Below are 17,182 nucleotides of genomic sequence, written 5' to 3'. Positions count from 1 at the left end.
GGATGGCGGGGAGCCTGGCCGGGTGGGTGCGCCGGATGGGACGGGTGACCTGCGACGGCGCCTGGTACGGCAAGGCCGACCCCTACGGCGAGCAGGTCCTCGCGGTCCTGGCCTTCCGCTACGACAACGGCAAGGAGCCGCACGTCCTCGTCGTCGGCATCGACCAGCCCAACGGCCCTCTGGCCGTGGACGCGCTGGTGGAGGAGGCGAAGTTCCTCGACGACCTGGGGTTGCGGGAGGCGTCCCCCGGGGTGGTCGCGGGCCGGATCCTCGACGCGTTCGAGCTGGGCGACCGGATCATGGGGGCGGCCGTCGCCGGCACGCTGTCCGGCGTGCGGCCGTTCGCCCTGGCCCGCGCGCTGGCCGTGCCCGGCGCGGTACGAGGGGCGGCCGACGACACCGTGGCCGGGTTCCAGGAGTTGCCCGACCTGCCGGGCGCGGAGGAGGCGTTCGGGGCGCTGGCCGAGTTCGTCGGCGACCGGCCGTTGTGGTGGAGCCCGGCGAGGGCGTCGAGGTTCCTCACCCGGTGGCTGCCCAGGGAGGCGCTGCTCACCGACGAGGCGATCGCGGCGATGCCGGAGGTGGTGCGGGCCTGGAGCCGGTACCACGGCGACCTGCCGGAGGTGCTGCGGCAGGTCGACGCGGACGCCCCGGGCCTGCCGCTGCTGATGGCCGACGACTCCCTGGCGTCTCTGAACAAACGCCTGGCCCGCGCCGCCCGGACGCGACCCGGCCACGACTGACCGCACTCGGCAGCCCCGAGGCGGTCAGAACGCGTACCGAACCCGGCAGTACGGCAGCCGCTCGGCGATCAGCCCCGTCAGCGCGGCGACGTACCGCCCCTTGTGGCCGGTGCGGTAGCGCACGTTCCATCCGCCGTTCTCCGACCGTTTGGCCTGCTGCAGCTCAGGCCGCCACAGCACCTCCTCCGCCTTGGGATGCCAGCCGAGGTTGACCTGGTGCAGCCGGTCGTTGTGGGTCAGGAAGACGACCTCGGCGGCGAGCTGCCGGCGGGCCTCGGCACTCAGGGCGTCGTCGAGGCAGCCGAGCAGTTCGGCCCAGTCGCGCAGCCAGCCGTCACGCACGACCACGGGGCTGAGGTTGACGTGCACCTCGTATCCGGCCGCCACGAAGTCGTTGATCGCCTCGATCCTGGCCGCGATGGGCGAGGTGCGGATGTCGAGCAGCTTCGAGTCGGCCGCCGGCATGAGGCTGAACCGCACCCGGGTGCGCCCTCGCGGCTCCCAGGAGAGCAGCTCCCGGTTGACGTACTTGGTGGCGAAGCTGGCCTTGGCGTTGGGCAGCCGGGCGAACAGCTCCACCAGGTCCCGGACGTTGCCGGACACCGTGGCGTCGAGGGAGCAGTCGGAGTTCTCCCCGATGTCGTAGACCCAGGCAGCGGGGTCGGTCTGGCTGGGCTCGGGCTTGACGCCCTGCCGGGCGGCGTGCCGCTCGACGTAGCCGAGGATGCGCTCGATGTTGGCGAAGACCGTGATCGGGTTGCTGTAGCCCTTGCGGCGCGGGACGTAGCAGTAGGCGCACGCCATCGCGCAGCCGTTGGCCGTGGAGGGCGCGATGAAGTCGGCGGAGCGGCCGTTGGGCCGCGCGGTCAGCGACTTCTTGACGCCGAGCACGAGGGCCTCGTTCTTGATGCGCACCCAGCGGGCCACGTTCGCCTCGTCGCCGTACAGCTCGGGGATGCGGTGGTGGCTCTCGATCTCGACGCGTTCGGCGGCGGGGAAGCGGGCGAGGATCTCGCGCCCGCGCGGCAGCTCGGCGGCGGCTGGCTCGACGTAGACGCGGCGGATGTCGAGCGGCGGGTCACTGTTCGTAGTCGTCATGTCACTCCGCCGCCCATGCTACCGGGGACGGGCACCACAACAGCCGGGACGCGACGATCTACCCGGGGAGCTGGGTCGCCGCGCTCGACAGGAGCATGTCGAGCGCCGTCGGGTACGCGCTGTCGTTCATCCTGGCGACCAGCAGCGGCGCGGTGGCCGCGATGTGGGGATGGGTGCCGGCCGGCAGCCGCGCGTACGTGTCGCGCCACACCTCCTCGTCGGCCTCCCGCGCCGCCTTCGGCAGGGCGAGCGTGGCGGCGTCGAGGATGGCGAAGGCGAGGCTCTGGTCGATGAAGGCGTGGTAGATGCGCACCGCGTCCGCGTCCGCGAAGCCGGCCCCGCGCAGGATCCCGAGGATGGCCTCGTCGCCGGCGACCTCGTTCGGCCGGCCGGTGACGCGGCTGGCGGTGAGCACGGCGGCCTGCGGATGCGCCAGGTAGGCGTGGTGGATGCGCGATCCCAGTTCGCGCAGGTCGGCCCGCCAGTCGCCGGTGGGCGTGAAGGAGGCGATGGCGTGGCCGAAGAGTTCGTCGGCGATCGCGAGGACCAGGTCGTCCATGCCGCGGAAGTACCGGTAGACGGTGCTGGCGTCGGCGCCGAGGGCCAGGCCCAGGCGGCGTACGGTGAGCCCGGCGGCCCCGTGCTCGCGCAGCATGCGCAGCGCGGTCCTGACGATGAGCGCGTGCGTGAGCACCTGCCCCTGCTTGGTGGGACGCCGCCGCCGGCGCGCCGCCTCCGGCACCACCCGCTTGGCCATCAGGGACTCCTTATGCCAACACCATTGACGTTGACAACCCTACAAGCGTTTGATGTACGACACACACCCCGAAAACGCCATAAAAGGGGATTTATCGACATGCGTATCCTTCTTGTGGGAGCCGGCGGCGTGGGAACCGCCATCACCCGGATAGCCGCACGCCGCCCGTTCTTCGACCACATGGTGGTCGCCGACTACGACCTCCCCCGCGCCGAGGCCGCCGTCGCCGCCCTCGGCGAGCGGGCCGCCAGGTTCACCCCGGCCCGGATCGACGCCGCCGACGCCGCGGCCGTCACCGCGCTGCTGGCGGAGCACCGGTGCGACGTCCTGCTCAACGCCACCGACCCGCGTTACGTGCTGCCGCTCTTCGACGCCGCCCTCGCCGCCGGGGCGGACTACCTCGACATGGCCATGTCGATGTCCACGCCGCACCCCGACCGCCCGTACGAGGAGGTCGGGGTCAAACTGGGCGACGAGCAGTTCGCCCGCGCGCCCGAGTGGGCCGAGAAGGGCGGGCTGGCCCTGGTCGGCATGGGCGTCGAGCCCGGCCTGGCCGACGTCTTCGCCCGCTACGCCGCCGACGAACTGTTCGACGAGATCGAGGAGATCGGCATCAGGGACGGCGCGAACCTGACCGTGGACGGCTACGACTTCGCCCCCTCCTTCTCCATCTGGACCACGATCGAGGAGTGCCTCAACCCCCCGCTCATCTATGAGAAGGAGCGCGGCTGGTACACCACGGAGCCGTTCAGCGAGCCCGAGATCTTCGACTTCCCCGCCGGGATCGGCCCCGTGGAGTGCGTGAACGTCGAGCACGAGGAGGTGGTGCTGGTCCCGAGGTGGATCCCGGCGCAGCGGGTGACGTTCAAGTACGGCCTGGGCGAGGAGTTCATCGGCACGCTCAAGACCCTGCACGCGCTCGGCGTGGACCGCACCGAGCCGGTCGCCGTCCGGACCGACCGGGGCACCGCCCGCGTGTCCCCGCGTGACGTGGTCGCCGCCGTGCTGCCCGACCCGGCCGGGCTGGGCGCCCGCATGCGCGGCAAGACCTGCGCCGGCACCTGGGTCAAGGGCGTCAAGGACGGCCGGCCCCGCGAGGTGTACCTCTACCACGTGGTGGACAACCAGTGGTCGATGCGCGAGTACGGCTCGCAGGCCGTCGTCTGGCAGACCGCGGTCAACCCGGTCATCGCCCTGGAGCTGCTGGCCGGCGGGGTGTGGCAGGGCACGGGCGTGCTGGGCCCGGAGGCGTTCGAGCCGCGCCCGTTCCTCGATCTGCTCGTCGAGTACGACTCGCCGTGGGGCATGCGCGAGCAGTGAGGGGGCCGGGGGCCGCCGGCAGATCCGGACATTGGATCATTGAGGTGCTTCAACCCGTACATCGGAGGATTCCCTTGAGCATCGCCGACGACCCGGACCGCGCACCCGCCCGCTCCCACCTGTACGCCATGGGACTGTCGGAGGAGGAGATGCGCCGCCCCGTGGTCGGCATCGCCTCCACCTGGACCGGCACCATGCCGTGCAACCTCACCCACCGTGAGCTGGCCGCCGAGGTGGCCGAGGGGGTGCGCGCGGCGGGCGGGCTGCCGATGGAGTTCAACACCATCGCGGTCTCCGACAACCTCACCATGCACACGCCCGGCATGCGCACCTCGCTGATCAGCCGGGAGGTCATCGCCGACTCGATCGAGCTGATGGGCCGGGCGCACGAGTTCGACGCGCTGGTGGCCATCGTGGGCTGCGACAAGACCGTGCCGGCCGCGATCATGGCGCTGGCCCGGCTGGACGTGCCGTCGGTGGTGCTCTACAGCGGCAGCATGATGCCGGGCCGCTGGCGCGGGCGCGACGTCACCATCCAGGACATGTGGGAGGCGCTCGGCGAGCGCGAGGTCGGCCGGATGGACCAGGCCGACCTCGACGACCTGGCCAGGCACGCCTGCCCGGGAGCGGGCACCTGCGCCGCCCAGTACACCGCCAACACCATGGGCACGGTCGCCGAGTTCCTCGGCCTGGCGCCGTTCGGCATCGGCGACATCCCGGCGGTGGCCGGAGAGAAGGCCGGCGCGGCCCGCCGGGCCGGGGAGATCGCGATGGACGCGCTAGCCCGCGACGCCCGCCCCTCGCGGGTGCTCACCGAGGACGCCCTGCACAACGCGATCGTGTCGGTGGCGGCCATGGGCGGCTCGACGAACGCGGTCCTGCACCTGCTGGCCATCGCCCGCGAGGCCGGGCTGCCGCTGGAGATCGACCGGATCGGCGAGGTGTGCCGCCAGGTCCCGATCATCACCGGGCTCAAGCCGAGCGGCGGCGACGCCACGGCGCTCGACCTGTGGCGGGCCGGCGGCACCTCGCTGGTGGTGCGCCGCCTGCTGGAGGCGGGGCTGCTGCGCGAGAGCGTCACGCTGGTGGACGGCCGCACGCTCGCCGACGTGGCCGGCCAGGCCGAGGAGCGGCCGGGCCAGGAGGTGGTGGCGAGCGCGGCCAAGCCGTTCAAGCGGCGCGGCGCGCTGGCCGTCCTGCGCGGCTCGCTGGCGCCCGACGGGTGCGTGCTCAAACTGGGTGGCAAGGACGACTTCCGCCACGAGGGCCCGGCGAAGGTGTTCGACTCGGAGAACGACTGCTACGCCGCCATCCAGGAGGGCCGCATCGTGGCCGGGGACGTCATCGTGGTCCGTTACGAGGGCCCGGCGGGCGGTCCCGGCATGCGCGAGATGCTCTCGATCACCGGTCCCCTGGTCGGCCGGGGGCTCGGCACGTCGGTGGCGCTGGTCACCGACGGCCGCTTCAGCGGCGTCTCGCACGGGCTGGTGATCGGGCACGTGGCGCCGGAGGCGTACCACGGCGGGCCGATCGCGCTGGTGCGCGACGGCGACACGGTGCTGATCGACAGCGCCGCCGGCACCCTCGACCTGCTGGTGCCCGAGAGCGAGCTGGCCGCGCGGCGGGCCTCGTGGACGCGGCCGGAGCGGGCGGTCGAACGGGGCGTGCTGACCAAGTACGTGGCCACGGTCGGCTCCGCCTCCGACGGCGCCGTCACGGCCTGAGGCCGCGGACCGAGCAGCGGGCGGGGACGGCTATGCTGCGCATTGACGCAATCCCCGCCCCCTGACGCAAGGAGACTTACGCGATGTACAAGGAGTTCGCGGTCGAGGCCGTGATGTGGGTCGTCCCGGTCGTGGTGCTGATCGGAGTCGCGCTCCTCGTCACCGCGTGAGCCCTCAGGGGCCGCGCCGCCCGGCCCGGCCCCTGCCGCTCGTCCTCAGCGGTAGTACTTGTACGACACGTAGGTGTTGGCGTACGGCCGGAACGAGGTGCGTCCGTCGAGGTAGGCGTTCCACATGTCCGACAGCCGCTCGGTGCGGACGGTGCAGGAGGCCCACTTGACCTTGCGCGCCCTGATGCTGCCGACGCTGTCGTAGCAGGAGCCGACCTTGCGGCCGTTCACCTTCAGCCGCGCGTTGAGCTTGACGTAGTAGAGGTTCTTGCGAGAGATGTTCGTGATCTTGACGCGGATGCGGCAGGTGTCCTCGCAGTGACCGGAGTAGATCTTGGTGCGGATGAGCTTCGCACTCGTGCTCGCGGCGGCCTGCGCGGGCGTGGCCATGAGCGAGGTCGCGGTGGCGGCCACTAAGGCCACGGCGGCAAGGCTTTTCAACATTTCGCCCCCAAGTCGAGACTGTCGCTCCCCCCTGTCGGCAGCGACACGTACGTGTCCGACTACTACCAGGCAGCACACTCGCTCGGGTTCGGCGTCGATGATCCGATATTAAACGGTTATCCCTTTATTTCGGACTTATCCGCCCACGCCACAACCCTGATCACGACGTCCACTCCGGTGGCCGGAGAGCGCCCCCGCACCCGGCACTACCCGGTGAACGGCGGTGCACCGCCCTCCTCGTTGAGCTCCGCGATGGCGAGCTCCGCCGTGCTGCGGATGTCGAAGAACTTGTCCAGGGCGGTGATCGCGAACAGGTGCTTGCACCTGCCGTTGAGCCCCGACAGCAGCAGCCGGCCGCCCGAGGCCGTGACCGCCTTGTGCAGGTAGACCAGCACCGAAAGGCCCGAGGAGTCGCAGACGCTGACCGCCTGCATGTCGATGACGAGCAACGGGGGTTGCGTGAGATCGAGGGCCTTGGTGACGCGGTCGCGCACCTCGGCCGCGGACCCGAAGTCGAAATCACCCGTCAGCCGCGCGATGACGCAGGGGCCTTGGAGTCCGAGGCTTATCGACAAGGCCTGCTCCGAAGTCACCCAGCTCCACCTACCCGCGTCGCTCTCCCGATCCACCCCACTTTACGAGAAGTAGCGCTTCGGGTTGAACACCAGCATCTGCTCAATCTGGTCATCGGTCACACCCGAGCCAAGCAGTGCGGCCAAGACGTCGTCGTGTATGTGATCGTAGCGCCAGTTCGGCGCCAGCGTACGGCGGGCCTCGTCCCAGGCGTCGCCGAAGTAGTCCATGAAGCAGGCCGCGTCGTGGCTGAGGACCATGCGATCGGCGTATCCCCGCTGGCAGAGGGCCGCGATCGTGGCCACGCGCTGCGGCGTCGGGTTGTAGACGTCCAAGCCGAAGCGGTCCATGCCCAGGATCGCTCCGGTGTCGGCCAGCCGCATGAGGTAGTCGAGGTCGTTGCTGTCGCCCGCGTGCCCCACGACGACCTTCTCCAGGTTCACGCCCTCCTTGGCGGACAGGTCGAGCGCGATCAGTCCGCTCTGCGTGAACGCGTTCGTGTGCACGGTGATCGGCGCTCCGGTGAGCACGTGGGCCCGCGCGACCGCCCGGCAGATGCGCTCGACGCCCGGCGTGAGCCCCTTGGCCTCGACCACGCACTTGAGGAAGGCCGCCTTCACCCCCGTGTCGGCGATGCCCACGGTCAGGTCGCGGACGAAGTCGTCGATCATCGGGTCGGGGCAGTCGATGAACAGGCCGGGGCCGCGGTGCTCGTACTGGTGGGGCAGTTCCTCGAAGGCGTAGATGCCGGTGGCCACGATGATCCGCAACCCGGGCACCTGCTCGGCGATCCGCTGGACGCGCGGGACGTAACGGCCCAGCCCCCACACGGTCGGGTCCACGATCGTGCGCACGCCCTTGGCGGCGACCGCGTTGAGCTTGGTGACGGCGTCCGCCACCCGGAACTCCTCGTCCCACCAGGCGCCCCTGCCGTAGTTGTCGAGGTGCTCGGTGGCCACCACGAAGACGTGCTCGTGCATCAGGGTCTGCCCGAGGTCGCCGACGTCCACGGGGCCGCGCAGGGTTTCGACGGTGGGCATCGCGCCTCCATACCGGCTGGTCGGTGTGGCGCCAAACTAGGCTCTCCTCAGACCCCCGTCAACAGACCCGCCGGTGGCGTACCGCGTAGATCGCCAGGCCGGCCGCGAAGACCGCCAGCCCTGACAGCACCGAGGCGGCCGGCAGCGTGGCCGCCAGGAGCACGCACAACGCCAGCCCCAGCACGGGCACGGCGCGGGGCGGGGCGCCCTCGTCGCGGCGCAGCGTGAGCGCGCACGCGTTGGCGACTGCGTAGTAGACCAGCACGCCGAACGAGGAGAACCCGATCGCCTCCCGCAGGTCGGCCACGAGCAGCAGCACGATCACCGCGCCGCCGACGGCCAGCTCGGCCCGCCTCGGCGTCTGCCGTACCGGGTCCACAGCGGACAGCGCGGCCGGCAGGTCGCGCTCGCGCGCCATGGCCAGCACCGTGCGCGAGACGCCCAGCAGCAGCGCCAGCAGCGCGCCCAGGGCCGCCACCGCCGCCCCGGCCCGCACCACCGGGGCCAGCCCGCCGAAGCCCGCCGCCACGACCAGGTCGGCGAGCGGCGCCCTGGACGCGGCCAGCGACTCGGCCGGCAGCGTGCGCAGCGCGGCCAGGGTGACCAGCGCGTACACGGCGAGTGTGACGCCCAGCGCGATGCCGACGGCCCGGGGGATGGTGCGGGCGGGGTCGCGCACCTCCTCGCCGAGGGTGGCGATCCTGGCGTACCCGGCGAACGCGAAGAACAGCAGCCCGGCCCCCTGCAGCACGCCCCACCCGTCGGCCGCGACGTGCGCGGACGCCGGCGCGGGGGCGACCGGGCCGCCGCCCGCCAGCCCGGCCACGATCACCAGGGCCAGCACGGCCAGCACGAACGCCACGATGACGCGCGCCACGCCCGCCGAGCGGCGCACGCCGTACAGGTTGAGCAGGGTCAGCACGGCCACCGCGACGATCGCCAGCGGCCTTTCGAGGCCGGGCAGGACGTACGAGCCGAACGTGAGCGCCATGGCCGCGCAGGAGGCGGTCTTGCCGACCGTGAACCCCCAGCCCGCCAGGTAGCCCCACAGCGGGCCGAGGCGACGCCGGCCGTAGACGTAGGTGCCGCCGGACTCGGGGTGGCGGGCGGCCAGGCGGGCCGAGGAGGTGGCGTTGCAGTAGGCCACGACGGCGGCCAGCGCGAGCGAGGCCGGCAACCAGGGGCCGGCGGAGGCGGCGGCGGGCGCGAAGGCGGAGAACACGCCCGCGCCGATCATCGCGCTCAGGCCGACGACCACCGCGTCGGTGGTGCCGAGCCGCCGTGCCAGCTCGCCGGGCAACGCCCGCCCCTCTCGCCGTCTCCAGGAGGTCACCACTCTGCCGTATCGCGCCGACGCCGGCGTGAACGCCCGGCGGCGGGCTCGCGGCGAGAGGGACGCGCCCTGCCGCCGGAACCCGGCACCACCGTCGTGGCCGGGCCAACCACTCTCCCCGTCGGAGCCCGGCACCACCGTCGCGGCCCGGGTCAGCCGCTCCTGCCGTCGGGGCCCGGCACCACCAGCACGGGACGGTGCGCGTGGTGCAGCACCCGGTCGGACGTGCTGCCCAGCAGCAGCGATCGCACCCCGCCCAGCCCTCTGGTGCCGGTCACGATGAGCTGGGCGTCCAGTTCGTCGGCCACGTCCACGATGGTCGACCAGACGGCGACGGAGTCGGCGTCGCACCGCGGCGTCGCGTCCAGCCCCGCCTGCCTGGCCAGTTCCGCGCCGTGCTCGGCCAGCTCGCTCATCGCCTGCCTGATCGCCTCGTCCTCCGCGCCGGACTGGTCGAAGGCCACCATGAGCCCGGCCGACGCCCTGGCCGAGGTCATCGCCAGCCGCTCCCACACCGTCAGCACGACCGTCTGCTGCCCGGGGAACAGCGCGCCCGCGAAGGTGATGGCGGCCTTCGCGTCGTCGGACCCGTCGTACGCGATCAAAATCGTCATCTCGGTCACTCCCAGGAACTAGTTTCGGGGCCTTACCCCTTACCCGGGCCGTGCGATTCAAGCGTCAGGCCATGATCGGCGACACGCGGCGCCGGACGGCGGGATTCAGCATCGACAGCCCCGCCAGCGCCAGCACCCCCAGCTCGGTGACGACCACGGCCCGCTGGGTGAGCCCCGCCGGGATGTCGTCGTTGCTGAGCGGGATGCCGAGCATGCGCACCACGTACGGGATCACGACCAGCACCAGCACGCCCAGCGCCAGCCCGCTGAGCAGCCGCAGCGCCCTGGCGTAGCGGATCTGGGCCCTGGCCAGCAACATCCCGGCCACCGGCATCACCAGGAAGGCGACGAAGGCGGCGTACCGGTGGATGCCGCCCGACAGTGACAGCGGCACGCCCGGCCGGTCGGTCGGGAAGGCTCCGATGAGGAACATGCTCGCCCCCCAGGCCAGCAGCAGCGCGACGGCCCAGCGGCTCGCCCCGGCCCGCCGCAGCGCCTCGGCGATCAGCGCGGAGCCCGCGGCGAACAACGTCAGCGAGGCGGGCAGCAGCCAGCCGGCCGGCTGCCAGACGTACTCGCTGATCACACTGTGCAACGGGTCGAGCGCGGATCCGGCGTGCAGGGTGAGCATCGCGCCGCTCCCGGCGGCGATGGCCGCGAAACCACTGACAAGCAATCCCTTCATGCCTCTAACCTGGCGGGACGCCGACTTTCCGAACATCGGAGAAAAACCCGAACGTGCCCTGACACATCCCTTAAGACGTTGGTCGGGGGCACCCTGGGCCTTGGCCGTTGACCTGCCCCTTCGTGACCCTGGGTAGGGACAGCCCCCTCAGGGTGCGGGCGGCGGGCCACCCCCGGATTTGACTTGGAGCGCACTCGAAGGGTGACCCTGTAGGCATGACGATCCAGGAGGCCGCGCGGCGGTCCGGCCTGAGCGCTCACACGCTGCGCTACTACGAGCGCATCGGGCTCATCCACTCGGTGGGCCGCAACAGCAGCGGCCACCGCGACTACGCGGAGGAGGACCTCCGGTGGCTGGAGTTCCTCACCAGGCTGCGCACGACCGGCATGCCGATCGCCGAGATGTGCCGGTACGCGGAGCTGCGGCGGCGGGGCCCGCACACCGCCGACGAGCGCAGGGAACTGCTGGAGTCGCACCGTGAGCGCGTCAGCTCCAGGATCGCCCAGCTCACCCAGGACCTGAAGGTGCTCGACTACAAGATCGACAATTATCGCGAGGGACGGCAGTCATGAACAGGCGGACCCTGGGCCGGCAGGGCCTCCAGGTCTCGGCGCTCGGGCTCGGTTGCATGGGCATGTCCGAGTTCTACGGCCAGGCGGACGAGAAGGCGTCGATAGCCGTCATTCACCGCTCTCTCGACCTTGGCATGAATTTTCTGGACACCGCAGACATGTACGGCAACGGGGCCAACGAGGAGCTGGTCGGCCGGGCCATCCGGGACCGGCGCGACGAGGTGGTGCTGGCCACCAAGTTCGGCGTCAGGCGCGACGGCGCCACCCGCAGCATCGAGAACAGCCCGGAGTACATCAGGACGGCCTGCGACGCCTCGCTCCGCCGCCTCGGCGTCGACCACATCGACCTGTACTACCTGCACCGCCGCAACCCGGACGTCCCCGTCGAGGAGTCGGTCGGGGCCATGGCCGAGCTGGTACGCCAGGGCAAGGTGCGCCATCTCGGCCTGTCGGAGGTGAGCGCCGGCACCCTGCGCCGGGCGTACGCCACGCACCCGATCGCGGCCCTGCAGAGCGAGTACTCCCTGTTCACGAGGGGTCTGGAGGCGGAGATCCGGCCCACGGCACAGGAGCTCGGGGTCGGGCTGGTGGCGTACTCGCCGATCAGCCGGGGCCTGCTGACGTCCGCGATGCCCCAGGCCGGCGAGCTGGCCGACGACGACTTCCGCCGGCACATGCCACGCAACACCGGCCGGAACGCCGAGCACAACCGGGCCCTGGCGGCCGGGGTGCAGAAGATCGCCGACGCGGCCGGCCTGACGACCGCGCAGATCTCGCTGGCCTGGCTGCTCGCCCAGGGCGAGGACGTCGTGCCGATCCCGGGCACCAAGCGGCTGGCGTACCTGGAGGAGAACGCCGCCGCCGCCGACGTGCGGCTCACGCCCGAGCAGCTCGACGCGCTGGTCGCGGCCGTGCCCGCGGACGCCGTGCGGGGCGAGCGCTACCCGAGCATGCACGGCATCGAGAGCTGAGGAACTAGGGCAGGTCGAAGTAGACGCGCACCGCGGTCGCGCCGACGCGGGTGTGCACGCGTACGAGGTCGCTCAGCAGGTTGACGATGAGCAGGCCGCGCGAGCCCGCCTGGCGCGGATCGACCGGGCTGCGGCCCACCAGCGGGTCGGTGATGTGCCCCGTGTCGCTGACCTCGCACACCAGCCGGCCGTCCGCGGACCACACCCGCAGCAGGCCCGAGCCGCCGCCGTGGTCGAGGCTGTTGGCCCCGAGTTCGGCCACCGCCAGCCGGATGTCGTCGAGCCGGTCGCCCTCGAACCCCATGGCGGCGGCCTCGTCGGCGGCCAGCGTCCGCGCCGCCGCCAGGTTGGCGCGGTCGAAGCGCAGCGAGGCGTACCTGCCCGGCTCGTCGAGCGGCCGGTTGTGGCCGTCCACCACCAGGTCGGGCGCGTAGCCGGTGCTGGCCCGCTCCCCCGCCGCGTCACGCAGGACGGGATGGGTGCGCTCGGCCTCGCGGACGATCTCGTCGCTCAGCCCCGCCAGGTCGTACGGGCACAGGATCGTCGCGCTCCGGCCGCGGAACGAGCGGTTGATCAGCGCCTCGTGCTGGGCGCAGGCCGGGTACTCCGTCGCGCTGCGCCCCGGCCAGACCGGCTCGCCGATGATCCGCACGCGGCGGCCGGGATGCTCATCGGCGAAGGCCCGCAGCACGCCGGGGATGATCCGCCCCGGGTTGCGCCCTTCCCGGGTCATGTCGAGCAGCAGCACGTCACCGGCCTGCGGGCCGAGCGCCGCCTCGATGAGCGCGAGATTCCAGGGCGGCACGGCCACCGCGACAGGCTCGCGCGCCGCCAGGCCCTCGCGTACGAAGGCCGCGGTCGCGGCAGCGTACTCACCGTCGCCCCGGTAGAAGAGCGCCGGATGTACGAACGGTTCCCCCCACATCGCCCACCACGCTACCCAAGGTTGGTGACTTCAAGACAATTCCGTTGGGTACGTATGGGATTGTGAAAAGAGTCCAGGTCATCCAGCGCCCCCGCCCCGGACACCGCCCGCCGCCTCTCGACCTTCGCACCCCGTCCGGCCGACGTCTCCCGTTCTGATCGACGCGACCCTATGCTCGGGACATGTCGGAAATGCAGATGCGGGTCTCCGACGAGGACCGGGAGCGCACCGCACAACAGCTTCAGCAGGCCTTCGCCGAGGGCCGCCTCACCCAGGCGGAGCTCGAGGAGCGGCTGGAGGCGGCGCTCACCGCCAGGACCTACGGCGACCTGCTCGACCTGATCACCGACCTGCCGGCCGACCGGCCGCAGGACAGTGACGTGGTCGAGCTGGGCTCCAAGAACGCGAACGTCAAGCGCTCCGGCGACTGGAACGTCCCGCGCCGGCTCCGCGTGACCTCCAAGTACGGCAGCGTCGAGCTCGACTTCACCCAGGCCGTGATCCCCCATCCGGTGGTCGAGGTCGAGCTGGACCTCACCTACGGCTCCGCCAAGATCATCCTGCCCGAGGGGGCGGTGGCGAACGTGGACGGCTTCCAGAGCGACTGGGGGCATCCGTCCACGACGAACGTGCCGAGCCGGCCCCGCCCCGGCGTGCTCTGCGTGATGGTCGTCGGCCGGGCCAAGTTCGGCGGCCTGACCGTGCGCTACCCGCGCAAGCGCTGGTTCACCCACTGATGGAACAGGGCGATGTGGTGCTCGCTCGGCACGAGCACCCCGCCCTCCCGGTACGCCCGTGACGACATGCCCGGCTGGGTCCGCTCGCAGGCGTCGAAATCCTGCTCGTTGACCCGGTGGAACAGCTCGACCGAGCGCGTCAGGTCGGCCCCCGAGGCGACGACGTCGGGGTGGTAGAGCCAGTCGCACTCCACCACGGTCCGGTCCGCCGCCATGGGGAACATCCGGTGCAGGATCACGTGGTCGGGCACCAGGTTGACGAACACCTGCGGCTTGACGGTGATCGCGTAGTAGCGGCGGTCCTGCTCGTCCACCACCTCGGGCAGCCGGTCGAACCCGGGGCTGCCGTCCACGGTGAACCCCTCGGCCCGCTCGGCGAACGCGGCGCCGTGGCCCACGTAGTACTGCGCCGCGTAGCCGCCGGCGAACTCGGGCAGCACGGCGGTCAGCTCCGGGTGGATGGTGGCGCAGTGGTAGCACTCCATGAAGTTCTCGACCAGGAGCTTCCAGTTGGCCTTGACGTCGTAGACGATGCGGCGGCCGAGCGCGAGCCGGTCCACCTGGTAGTGCTCGATGGCGGCGGGGTCGCCGAGGCGCTCGGTGGCCGCGGACGTCACGCCGTCCTCGAACGAGGGCGGCTCGGCGGCCAGGCACACCCAGGCGTAGCCGAGCCACTCGCGCAGGTGCACGGGCACCAGGCCGTACTCCACGCGGTCGATGTCGGGCATCTTGGCCAGGTTCGGCGCGGCGGCCAGGCGGCCGTCGAGCTCGTAGGACCACGCGTGGTACGCGCACCTGATCGTGCGCCTGACCTCGCCCGCCTCCTCCAGGCACAGCCGGGCGCCGCGGTGGCGGCAGACGTTGAGGAAGGCGCGGAGCAGCCCGTCGCGCCCGCGGACCACGATGACGCTCTCGCGGCCGACCCGCACGGTCCTGAACGCCCCCGATCCGGCCAGGTCACCGGCTCTGACGGCGCAGAACCAGAGGTTCTCGAAGATCTTGGCCTGCTCTTCGGCGAAGATCTCGGGGTCGGTGTACGAGCGGCCTGGAAGGGTGGAGATCAAGCTCGACGTGGTGGTCAACCGGCACCCCTTGTTGCGTATTACGCACCGAGTTGCTCTATCTGCGTCATCGTCAGACGGCCTCAGGAGGCTGTCAAGAGGTAGTTGCTGTAGCCGCGCAGCATCGAGGTGTAGACCCGGGTCGCCAGGCCGTCGGGGATGAGCCGGACGATCGGCCCCTGCCTGTCGGTGAGGTTGGCCCCGGCCATCCTGGCGGGCTTGCGCACCACCCTCGACCGGGCCCGCTCGTAGCCGCGCAGGTCCCCGATCGACCGGGTCAGCAGCCAGGCGTCCTCCAGCGCCTGGTTGGCGCCCTGGGCCATGGTGGGCGGCATGGTGTGCGCGGAGTCGCCGGCCAGCGTGGTCGGGCCCCTGCCCCAGACGCCGGGGATCGGCTGCTTGTGGTGCGGGAAGAAGTCGGGTTCGGCCATCGTGCCGAGGATGCCGGGCACCGGGTCCGCCCAGCCGCCGAACCGCTCGCGCAACCGCCCGGCCACGTGGGGGTCGTCGGCCCAGAAAGGCCGGCCGGGGGCCGACCTGACGTCGAACCACCACAGCAGCCGGCCCTCGCCCGCCGGGATCAGCCCGCACACCCCCTGCCCGCCGGCGATCATGACCGCTCGCCGGGCGTCCGTCAGCGCGGTGGGCATGGTGGTGAAACCCTGCCAGGTGACCCAGCCGCTCAGTTTCGCGCGGTCGTCGCCCAGCAGCGCCGCGCGCACCGCCGAACGCCGGCCGTCGGCGCCCACCAGCACGTCGCCGCGGACCGTCCGGCCGTCCGCGAGCCGTACCTCGGCGCGGTCCGGCTGCACGTGCTCGGCGCGCGCGCCGTAGGTCACGGGCACGCCGTCGGCGAGCAGTTCGACCAGTTCCCTGCGGGCGACGTGCACGTTCGGGTGGCCGTAGCGGCGTTCGGCGTCGGTGAGATCGACGGTGAGCAGCCGCCGCCCGTCGGCGGCCCAGGACTCCAGGGTCTCCAGCCGCCGCCCGACGCCGGTGCAGTCGGCCCCCAGTTCCCTCAGGATCGCCGTGCTGCCGGGCCACAGGGTGACGGAGCCTCCGGCCGTACGCGGTTCCGGGGCCTCCTCGTACACCTCGACGGCGTGCCCGGCGGCGAGCAGGCCGCGCGCCAGGGCGAGCCCCGCGACGCCCGCCCCGATCACGATTACCCTCATGAGGTCTCCCCATAATGAGACTCCGGATATCAGATACGAGGAGTATCACAATGTCTGCGCGCGGCCGCAAGCCCGACCCCACGGTGGACCACCGCATCAGGCAGGCCGCGGCCGGGCTGGTGCTCACCCACGGCCTCGACTTCACCATGGACGACGTCGCCACGGCGGCGGGCGTGGGCCGGGCGAGCGTGTTCCGCCGGTACGCCTCCAAACGCGACATGCTCCTCGAGACCCTGACCGGCCTGATGAACACGTACGTCGCCATCCCCGACACCGGCAGCCTGGCGGGCGACCTGCGCGTGGTCGTCGCCGACACGCTCGCCCTCTGGCAGCAGCCGGGCGTCGCCCGCATGGCCAGGCAGGTGTACGGCGAGGCGGGCCGCGATCCGGCGGTGGCCGAGCTCATCCGCACCTCGATGCGCTCCCGGATGGAACGGTCGTGGGCCGTGTACGAGCGCGCGATCGAACGCGGCGAATTGCCGGCCGATGCCGACCTATGGATGCTCACCGACATGTTCGCCGGGTTCGTCGCCTACCGGGGGCTCCTGGATCTTCCGCTGCCCGTCGCGGAGGAGATCGTGCAGGTCCTGCTGCACGGCTTTACGCCCGCTTGATACGGGTGGTGTTAGTGGGGTGCAAGTGACGATCAAGTCAGACGGCATAATGTTCCCTTCGTTCGTCAAACCTACGAAGGGCACGGAAAATGACTCCCCCTCGTCGCCTCGCCGTCGCGGCCGCGACGCTGACTCTTGCCGCTCTCACCACCGCTTGTGGTGCGATCGGCCAGGCCGTCGACTGCAACACCGCCGCGGCCGACGCGACCAAGATCGCCACGGACTTCAGCTCGTCGATGACGGCCGACGCCGGCGCCATGGAGACCGCGGCGCAGACCGCGGCCGACAAGACCAAGGAGCTCGCGGGCAAGTACGACGGCGAAGTCGCCTCGGCGCTGAACGATCTGGCCGCCGCGTACGAGTCCATCAAGCCGGGTGACGTCGCCAGCCTCACCAGCTTCAGCAGCAAGGTCAACGGCTTCACCAGCAAGATCACAGCCGCTTGTAGCTGATCCCGGACCGCGGTCGCCGCTCCACCTGTGGGGGACAGGACGGACGGCGACCGCGGCACACCGGGTGAGAACTCGCTCTAGTCTTGATCTCCGTGACGGGTGAGACGGTTGTCGCGCGACCAGGGGGCAGCGCAGGCGACCTCGTCCGGCGGAGACTCACGGGCCACCGTGCGC

The 17,182-nt window shown here is 71.6% G+C and carries 19 protein-coding genes; 8 read left to right on the top strand and 11 right to left on the bottom strand.

The annotated features are described in order from the left end of the window. Positions 1 to 743, top strand: a 743-nt coding sequence (locus FAF44_RS25145; protein WP_237105711.1) for a hypothetical protein, incomplete at its 5' end; no start/stop codon positions are given. Between the two features lie 24 nt (positions 744 to 767). On the opposite strand, the gene FAF44_RS25140 is transcribed toward FAF44_RS25145, so the two are convergent. Next, positions 768 to 1,841: a spore photoproduct lyase family protein gene (locus tag FAF44_RS25140; RefSeq protein ID WP_237105710.1), complete on the bottom strand. Its 1,074-nt coding sequence runs from the start codon at positions 1,839 to 1,841 to the stop codon at positions 768 to 770. A 58-nt stretch (positions 1,842 to 1,899) separates the two neighbouring features. Next, positions 1,900 to 2,598, bottom strand: coding sequence for a TetR/AcrR family transcriptional regulator (locus tag FAF44_RS25135; protein WP_237105709.1), 699 nt, complete (start codon positions 2,596 to 2,598; stop codon positions 1,900 to 1,902). Positions 2,599 to 2,697: 99 nt separating this feature from the next. Between FAF44_RS25135 and FAF44_RS25130 the strand changes: the two genes are divergently transcribed. Together FAF44_RS25130 and ilvD are read left to right on the top strand one after the other, a co-directional pair. Beyond that, positions 2,698 to 3,918, top strand: a complete 1,221-nt coding sequence (locus FAF44_RS25130) for a saccharopine dehydrogenase family protein (RefSeq protein ID WP_237105708.1) — start codon at positions 2,698 to 2,700, stop codon at positions 3,916 to 3,918. A 74-nt stretch (positions 3,919 to 3,992) separates the two neighbouring features. Beyond that, complete coding sequence (gene ilvD, locus FAF44_RS25125) at positions 3,993 to 5,642, top strand: dihydroxy-acid dehydratase (RefSeq protein WP_237105707.1); 1,650 nt, start codon at positions 3,993 to 3,995, stop codon at positions 5,640 to 5,642. A gap of 215 nt (positions 5,643 to 5,857) precedes the next feature. Here ilvD and FAF44_RS25120 read toward each other — a convergent pair whose 3' ends face one another. The 6 genes from FAF44_RS25120 to FAF44_RS25095 form a co-directional block, all read right to left on the bottom strand. Then, positions 5,858 to 6,235: a hypothetical protein gene (locus tag FAF44_RS25120; RefSeq protein WP_237105706.1), complete on the bottom strand. Its 378-nt coding sequence runs from the start codon at positions 6,233 to 6,235 to the stop codon at positions 5,858 to 5,860. A gap of 227 nt (positions 6,236 to 6,462) precedes the next feature. Next, positions 6,463 to 6,849, bottom strand: coding sequence for an STAS domain-containing protein (locus FAF44_RS25115; RefSeq protein WP_237105705.1), 387 nt, complete (start codon positions 6,847 to 6,849; stop codon positions 6,463 to 6,465). A gap of 42 nt (positions 6,850 to 6,891) precedes the next feature. Beyond that, on the bottom strand, positions 6,892 to 7,869 hold the full coding sequence (locus FAF44_RS25110; protein WP_237105704.1) for a phosphotriesterase: 978 nt from the start codon (positions 7,867 to 7,869) through the stop codon (positions 6,892 to 6,894). 58 nt (positions 7,870 to 7,927) lie between these two features. Continuing rightward, positions 7,928 to 9,202: an APC family permease gene (locus FAF44_RS25105; protein ID WP_308193370.1), complete on the bottom strand. Its 1,275-nt coding sequence runs from the start codon at positions 9,200 to 9,202 to the stop codon at positions 7,928 to 7,930. A 152-nt stretch (positions 9,203 to 9,354) separates the two neighbouring features. Then, positions 9,355 to 9,816: a universal stress protein gene (locus tag FAF44_RS25100; RefSeq protein WP_237105703.1), complete on the bottom strand. Its 462-nt coding sequence runs from the start codon at positions 9,814 to 9,816 to the stop codon at positions 9,355 to 9,357. Positions 9,817 to 9,880: 64 nt separating this feature from the next. Continuing rightward, the gene (locus tag FAF44_RS25095; RefSeq protein ID WP_237105702.1) at positions 9,881 to 10,501 is read right to left on the bottom strand and encodes a DUF998 domain-containing protein; all 621 of its coding nucleotides are present in this window, start codon (positions 10,499 to 10,501) and stop codon (positions 9,881 to 9,883) included. A 215-nt stretch (positions 10,502 to 10,716) separates the two neighbouring features. On the opposite strand from FAF44_RS25095, the gene FAF44_RS25090 reads away from it, so the two are divergent. Next, positions 10,717 to 11,073, top strand: a complete 357-nt coding sequence (locus FAF44_RS25090; protein ID WP_237105701.1) for a MerR family transcriptional regulator — start codon at positions 10,717 to 10,719, stop codon at positions 11,071 to 11,073. Beyond that, positions 11,070 to 12,044, top strand: coding sequence for an aldo/keto reductase (locus FAF44_RS25085; protein ID WP_237105700.1), 975 nt, complete (start codon positions 11,070 to 11,072; stop codon positions 12,042 to 12,044). The genes FAF44_RS25090 and FAF44_RS25085 overlap by 4 nt, the downstream gene beginning before the upstream one ends. A 4-nt stretch (positions 12,045 to 12,048) precedes the next feature. Here the strand turns inward: FAF44_RS25085 and FAF44_RS25080 are convergent, their stop codons facing one another. Continuing rightward, positions 12,049 to 12,969, bottom strand: a complete 921-nt coding sequence (locus tag FAF44_RS25080) for a sensor histidine kinase (RefSeq protein ID WP_237105699.1) — start codon at positions 12,967 to 12,969, stop codon at positions 12,049 to 12,051. 182 nt (positions 12,970 to 13,151) lie between these two features. On the opposite strand from FAF44_RS25080, the gene FAF44_RS25075 reads away from it, so the two are divergent. Continuing rightward, positions 13,152 to 13,706 carry a DUF1707 domain-containing protein gene (locus FAF44_RS25075; protein WP_237105698.1) on the top strand — a complete coding sequence of 185 codons (555 nt, stop codon included), beginning with the start codon at positions 13,152 to 13,154 and terminating at the stop codon, positions 13,704 to 13,706. Here the strand turns inward: FAF44_RS25075 and FAF44_RS25070 are convergent. Together FAF44_RS25070 and FAF44_RS25065 are read right to left on the bottom strand one after the other, a co-directional pair. Next, positions 13,676 to 14,788 carry an SRPBCC family protein gene (locus FAF44_RS25070; protein ID WP_237105697.1) on the bottom strand — a complete coding sequence of 371 codons (1,113 nt, stop codon included), beginning with the start codon at positions 14,786 to 14,788 and terminating at the stop codon, positions 13,676 to 13,678. The two genes, FAF44_RS25075 and FAF44_RS25070, sit on opposite strands and share 31 nt — an antisense overlap. 62 nt (positions 14,789 to 14,850) lie before the next feature. Further along, entirely contained in the window at positions 14,851 to 15,942 is a 1,092-nt protein-coding gene (locus tag FAF44_RS25065) for an NAD(P)/FAD-dependent oxidoreductase (protein ID WP_237105696.1), read from the bottom strand. Positions 15,943 to 15,992: 50 nt separating this feature from the next. On the opposite strand from FAF44_RS25065, the gene FAF44_RS25060 reads away from it, so the two are divergent. Continuing rightward, positions 15,993 to 16,556 carry a TetR/AcrR family transcriptional regulator gene (locus FAF44_RS25060; RefSeq protein ID WP_237105695.1) on the top strand — a complete coding sequence of 188 codons (564 nt, stop codon included), beginning with the start codon at positions 15,993 to 15,995 and terminating at the stop codon, positions 16,554 to 16,556. 89 nt (positions 16,557 to 16,645) lie between these two features. After that, positions 16,646 to 17,008, top strand: a complete 363-nt coding sequence (locus FAF44_RS25055) for a hypothetical protein (protein WP_237105694.1) — start codon at positions 16,646 to 16,648, stop codon at positions 17,006 to 17,008. The last annotated feature ends 174 nt before the right edge of the window (positions 17,009 to 17,182 follow it).

It is taken from the genome of Nonomuraea sp. MG754425 (genome assembly GCF_021699195.1).
In the GTDB taxonomy this organism is placed as follows: Bacteria; Actinomycetota; Actinomycetes; order Streptosporangiales; family Streptosporangiaceae; genus Nonomuraea.
The sequence above is the reverse complement of the archived record's forward strand: the minus strand, read 5'-3'. Positions and strand labels throughout refer to the sequence as shown.